The 5352-nt window shown below is 45.5% G+C and carries 7 protein-coding genes; 4 read left to right on the forward strand and 3 right to left on the reverse strand.

Annotated elements, in window-relative coordinates; genetic code table 11:
• Window positions 1-404 precede the first annotated feature (404 nt).
• The 3 genes from upp (at window position 405) to F6K20_RS22930 (ending at window position 2064) form a co-directional block, all read left to right on the forward strand.
• Window positions 405-1055, forward strand: coding sequence for a uracil phosphoribosyltransferase (gene upp, locus F6K20_RS22920; RefSeq protein WP_008179696.1), 651 nt, complete (start codon window positions 405-407; stop codon window positions 1053-1055).
• 296 nt (window positions 1056-1351) lie between these two features.
• Window positions 1352-1687 carry a ssl2009 family thylakoid membrane protein gene (locus tag F6K20_RS22925; RefSeq protein WP_008179694.1) on the forward strand — a complete coding sequence of 112 codons (336 nt, stop codon included), beginning with the start codon at window positions 1352-1354 and terminating at the stop codon, window positions 1685-1687.
• A gap of 128 nt (window positions 1688-1815) precedes the next feature.
• Window positions 1816-2064 carry a YggT family protein gene (locus F6K20_RS22930; protein ID WP_008179693.1) on the forward strand — a complete coding sequence of 83 codons (249 nt, stop codon included), beginning with the start codon at window positions 1816-1818 and terminating at the stop codon, window positions 2062-2064.
• A 245-nt stretch (window positions 2065-2309) separates the two neighbouring features.
• Here F6K20_RS22930 and F6K20_RS22935 read toward each other — a convergent pair whose 3' ends face one another.
• The gene (locus tag F6K20_RS22935) at window positions 2310-2750 is read right to left on the reverse strand and encodes a hypothetical protein (RefSeq protein WP_287251939.1); all 441 of its coding nucleotides are present in this window, start codon (window positions 2748-2750) and stop codon (window positions 2310-2312) included.
• A 152-nt stretch (window positions 2751-2902) separates the two neighbouring features.
• A complete protein-coding gene (locus F6K20_RS22940; protein WP_008179691.1) occupies window positions 2903-4183 on the reverse strand; it encodes an urease accessory protein UreH domain-containing protein in 1281 nt (426 codons plus the stop codon).
• A gap of 139 nt (window positions 4184-4322) precedes the next feature.
• Here F6K20_RS22940 and F6K20_RS22945 point away from each other — a divergent pair, with 139 nt between their 5' ends.
• Window positions 4323-4970, forward strand: a complete 648-nt coding sequence (locus F6K20_RS22945; RefSeq protein ID WP_287251941.1) for a hypothetical protein — start codon at window positions 4323-4325, stop codon at window positions 4968-4970.
• A gap of 18 nt (window positions 4971-4988) precedes the next feature.
• Here the strand turns inward: F6K20_RS22945 and F6K20_RS22950 are convergent.
• The coding region (locus tag F6K20_RS22950; RefSeq protein WP_287296136.1) for a DNA-binding protein at window positions 4989-5352 on the reverse strand (364 nt) is incomplete at its 5' end.

The raw sequence follows: 5352 nt of genomic DNA on the forward strand, positions 1-5352 counted from the left end.
TGCCTTGTTAGCCTTACTGGGTGTGGGCGAACCTGTAAGGAAAACTTTTTGGGAACTAAGGCAATCATTACACCAGGGTCCCCCGCCCCAGCCCACACCCGGTGACCCCCTCAGATGTATATCTGAGCTGACGGGGTTTTTTTGCTTGTAATTGACGACTTAACAGTATTATTGGCATAGTTACAAGGATCAGCAAACCCTTTGAGTGCTGTCTCTATTTTGACAACTTGTATAGGGTTTGCTTGAATCAAGCAAACACTCCTTAATACTGTGTTCATCAATGTAAAACTTGAAACTATCATCAACTAGATTAAGACTTGTGGTTATTCCGAAAAACCCTACTGCCCAATTCCTCTAACACTACCTAATTTGTTTATCACTAATTCTTATAGTTACTAGCTGTTATGACTCTCCAACTACGTGTCTATGTTCCACCCCATCCCCTAGTTAAGCACTGGCTAGGGGTTGCCCGTGATGCCTCGACACCACCTCCATTGTTCAAAAGCGCTATGACCGAGTTGGGACGCTGGTTGACCTATGAAGCAATGCGGGATTGGTTGCCGAATGAAGAACTAACAGTGCAAACTCCCCTAGCTCCGTGCAAGGTAACTATGGTGAATCCAGAAGTACCCATAGTAGTTGTGCCAATTTTGCGGGCTGGACTAGCGCTCTTAGATGGAGCCCAAACTTTGCTGCCCTTGGCATCGGTTTATCACCTTGGTCTGGTCAGAAATGAGGAAACCTTACAAGCCAATTTTTACCTGAACACCTTACCCAATCAGTTTGACCCAAATACACGAGTCCTAGTTCTCGACCCGATGCTGGCTACTGGTGGCACAATGATGTTGGCAATGTCAGAACTTAAAAAACGAGGCGCAACACCAGATTTAACACGGATTATTAGCGTGGTAGCAGCACCACCAGCCTTACAAAAGTTGGGGGCAGATTATCCTAGTTTGACCATCTACACTGGCATGATTGATGAGGAAGTCAATGGTAAGGGATATATAGTACCAGGCTTGGGTGATGCAGGCGATCGCGCTTTTGGAACTTGACCGAAACCGCGACAAGCCCCTATTACCCTGACAGACTTAGACAGCAAATCCAATTGATAGTAGAGGTGTTGCCTGGAACACCTCTACCTAGACTTCCTGATCATGGTTCCAAGGTTCACATTCCCGGTTCGCTCACCAGACCGGGCTTTCAAAGCTTTGTCTAAAACGCTTCCGATACGATATTATGAATTAAGGGCTGGTAGCAAACCCCTTGTCTAATCAGCAAGATCCTCTCAAACTTGATGGGTTAATCTGGATAAAAGCTGCATTTTTCAAATCAAGGGCAACAGAGCAACATGAGTCAGCAAGATGGTTTTGCAAGTGGATTCCTGACTGGAGCAGTAGTCGGGGGATTGATAGGTGGATTAATCGGCGCTTTGGTTACTGCTGGTAAAAGTAATCAAAAGGATGAGGAAGATCGGTCTATGTTAAATTCTGAGCGCTCAGACCCTAAGGCAATTAGGGCTAGAAAGCGCGAACTAAAGGCAGAAGCAAGCATTGAAGCGGCACGTCAGAGTTTGGAAGACAAAATTGCCCAGCTCAATTCAGCCATTGACGATGTACGTCAACAAGTCAGCACAGTGAAAGGTACAGCTGAGGCAAATACACATGAACGGGTGCTTGAGCCATGAAATAATTCTGTTTTAGGCATTTTAAAGCTGTACTGCATTGGTCTTCAGGCACAGGGTGATCTAAATCCGTTAAACTTAACATCAAGGCATAACACTCATACAAACTTACTAAGAAAGCTTATAAATCTATGGCTACAGAACTGCTCACCAGCACTCTCCAGAGCTTTATCCAAATCTATCTAGTTCTATTAATTGTCCGAATTCTGTTAACTTGGTTTCAAACAATGGATTGGGCGAATCAGGTCGCTTCTGTCTTAAGTCCAATTACTGACCCTTACCTGAATATTTTCCGTTCCTTCATTCCACCCCTTGGAGGTATAGATTTTTCCCCCATAGTGGCGATTTTTCTTCTACAAATTGTAGCTGGGCTGTTTTAGCATAGCCGTGATCAACAGCTGTAATCAGAATAGTAAGTTCTAATCCTTGTTCACAGTATCAAATTAGCGTGCTCTAAATTTAGCTTATCTAGAATAGGTAAAGGATAAATGGGAAAACGATGCATAGGTGCGACCCGTGGCGAATTAAATTACGGGTCAGGCGCACCTAAGCCGTCTTGGTGAGGTGACCTTACCAAGATGGCGCTGCATCAAGACAGGGGCGACAGCACTTAATCCTGAACCAGTCAACGACCAATTCTGTTCCTAAAACCGGATGCCTTAAAACCCTTAAGGATCAGAGGCGTTTTTACATTAGCAGGAACCGTAACCTGGATTTCAAAATCACTGGTTCCTGGTTCCACTTCATCAATTAACCCCACGCGACCCCGATTTGGGAAGGTATTATTGCCATTGGCATCCAAGATACGACCAAAAACATCAGCATCAAACACCTTTCTGCCAGTGGGATTCTTGGCTTTACCCTTGATCAGATAGCAACTAGCCTGCCTAGCCGAACCCCCACCACTGATCACCCTGCCTTTCCCAATTTCTAAGGGACACTCCTGGGAAGACAAGTTGGAGAGTTTAATGCGGATCACAGCCAACGCAGGGGGAGCAAATGCCGAGCTGATCACCCAAATCAGACAAGCTACAGCAGTAGCAGTTAACCAATTTCGAAATCCCATAAAGCCAACAAAAAATCAACCTTATAGCTACTTTACATGTAAATTGGATAGGGTTTAGCTTGAAGCAGAGAAAATATTGTTAACTATAGGTAATACTGAATAGCTAACACTGAAGTGGATGGGTCAAAAGCTCAGTGTAAAATCAGTAACCATTACCAAGATTTGGGGGGAAGGTAGAACTTTTCTAGGGATAACCCTGACCAAACAATACGCGATCGCACTAGCAAAACTCCTAAGGTAATTATTCCCAAACTGACAGCTCTGAGATGGTTGTTTCCAGTCAAAGCTAACTGTCCCAGGTAGCTCGAACCAATCATCACGGCATGAATTGCAGCTAGGACTAAAGCAGGGATACTCAATAAATGAATCCGTCGCCAAAGCTTGCCCAAACCCTTCTGTAAGTGGTCAAAACTCGTGAGAGCCGCTGGGGTAATCAACACGAGGGCTAAAATTCCTGCTAACAGACCCCACTTATGCTGCGGTAGCATAAACCCCATAGCATCTAACTTCCAGTTCAAGGCATGGTCTAGCCTAAAAAATGTATGAGCGATCGCCAACACAAATGCCCCCACTCCTAAAGCCCGACGATAGCGTAACAGCCCAGCCCACAAACGACTAATCGGACGAGCAATCAAAGCTAACATCAGTAACAGCAGCGCCCCATGACCGGTGTAATCCACCATAGCATCGGTACGGAGAAGGGTTAAAATACCAATCGTGAGGGTAACCCAGCCTCCTAGGCGAAACAGCTGGCTGCGCTTGCTAACACTGAGTCTAGATGCAGATACACCCACTCCTAGCATCATGGGCATCGTTCCCAGTCCAAAGGCCAGCATCGTTGCTGCTCCCCACCAAAGATTACCCATTTCCGCTGCTTTAATCTGAGCAGCATACAGGAATCCACAAGGCATCAAACCCCAGACTCCTCCTAAAAGGGCTGGTGTCCACCACTGAGATTCCCCAGACAATTTAGTCATCGCGACCGTCAGCCGTTGATGCCCAATCCCTTTAGATAGGGGGTGTAATAGGGGCAGACGGGGAATCCAATCGGGTTTAAGCTGCACACAGCCAAACCAAATAAGCATTAAACCAGTCAGAATTGCCATGGCTTGGCGCAATCCACTGCCAATCCCAGCCAACTGACCACTAGCAATCAAGACCGAACCCATACCCCCAAGTGCAGCTCCGACAAGAGCATAACTAATTGTTCGTCCTAGGTTAAGGAGACTATGAAAACCCAGCTGATGGAGCCACTTTGGAGACTTTTCCTGCTGCTGAGATAGGGAAAACGCCACTGTCAGAGGTCCACACATTGCCACACAGTGACCAAAACTGCCCAGAAACCCTAGGGTCATGACCAGCAGCAAATCTAAAACCATTCCGTGCTTATGTTCCTTAGCTATAAGACTATGGTAAATATTATCATCAGCCATTCATCCTTATTGTGAACTTATAGCAATTTATAATCAAAAGATTCATGTGTGATCTTCGATATCCTCTGTATCTCCGGCATTTTCTGGTTAGGAGCTAAGAGCATCTTTGAAGAAATCTTAGCATTAAGAGTTAACCCCCATGACCATTCAACTGCGATCCCACATTTCCTCTACTGAAAACTCAGCACTCAGAACTGAGCAGTATTTTCCGATAATTTCTCACAACATTAAAACCTCTGCCGATGTCGGTGCTACCTTCCACATTGAACCCAATCACAATCCTCGCGCTAGAGAACCTGCTCTAGCATGGTTTGCCCTTACTCGCCAAGGGGGACAACTCATTCCCCTAGAGCAATGTGACTGTCAATTAGTGGTTTATTCTAAATCCTCATCAGACCAAGGGAATTCCCCTATCCTTGAGCCACAGCTCAAAGCTATATCAGCTGAAAAATACCTTGGTATTCCTGGAGCTGATCTAGTCTTTCCTAAAGCGGGAGTCTATGAGTTAGTCTTAAGCGGTACTCCTAAATCAGGAGCTAGTTTTAAGCCATTTGAGATCAAGTACGACGTTACAGTCACTCCTGGGAAAAAAACTGCGACTGTGCCAAGTCCTACCACTGAACCTGAATTTAACCAGCACTCAGAATCCTTTTCAGAATCCTTCGAGGATACTGCACCATCAGAGCCTCAATTATTACAGTGGTGGTTGCCCATAGGGATTTTTGCCTTACTCATCCTAGGTATAGGAAGTGTGTTGTTATGGAAAAAGGCAACCGGAAAAAAGTAAATATAACCCTACCTTCTACTAGGCAGTGGCGGGAAAACTACCACCGATAAAGTGAATATCACTAAAGGTTTCGATCCACAGACGAGCACCACAATCAAGAGGGTGATCCGGTTGATACACAATCCGACACGGACCAAGAATTTCGACCTGGTTGCCGTATAGATTGTTGCCGCTTCGTTTCACTGAAATCACTGGCTGACGCTCTTCGGGACGTTTAGTTTTGTTGCTACCAATGCGATTGCGATTGACATTGATCTTAGCTAGAGCCGGAGGACGACTTTTACGCCACTTGCCCTTTGGGCCACGGCTGCCCTTGATGATTTGCGGTAAATGATTGAACAGAGGAATAATCCAGAATTTGCCGCTTTTATAGGCACCCCGA

This window comes from Moorena sp. SIO2C4 (genome assembly GCF_010672485.1).
Taxonomy (GTDB): Bacteria; Cyanobacteriota; Cyanobacteriia; order Cyanobacteriales; family Coleofasciculaceae; genus Moorena; species Moorena producens.

What these genes read in the sequence shown, in the direction of transcription:
- upp (WP_008179696.1), top strand. Translation starts at nt 405, where the DNA reads ATGACTCTCCAACTACGTGTCTATGTTCCACCCCATCCCCTAGTTAAG.
- F6K20_RS22925 (WP_008179694.1), top strand. Translation starts at nt 1,352, where the DNA reads ATGAGTCAGCAAGATGGTTTTGCAAGTGGATTCCTGACTGGAGCAGTA.
- F6K20_RS22930 (WP_008179693.1), top strand. Translation starts at nt 1,816, where the DNA reads ATGGCTACAGAACTGCTCACCAGCACTCTCCAGAGCTTTATCCAAATC.
- F6K20_RS22935 (WP_287251939.1), bottom strand. Translation starts at nt 2,750, where the DNA reads ATGGGATTTCGAAATTGGTTAACTGCTACTGCTGTAGCTTGTCTGATT.
- F6K20_RS22940 (WP_008179691.1), bottom strand. Translation starts at nt 4,183, where the DNA reads ATGGCTGATGATAATATTTACCATAGTCTTATAGCTAAGGAACATAAG.
- F6K20_RS22945 (WP_287251941.1), top strand. Translation starts at nt 4,323, where the DNA reads ATGACCATTCAACTGCGATCCCACATTTCCTCTACTGAAAACTCAGCA.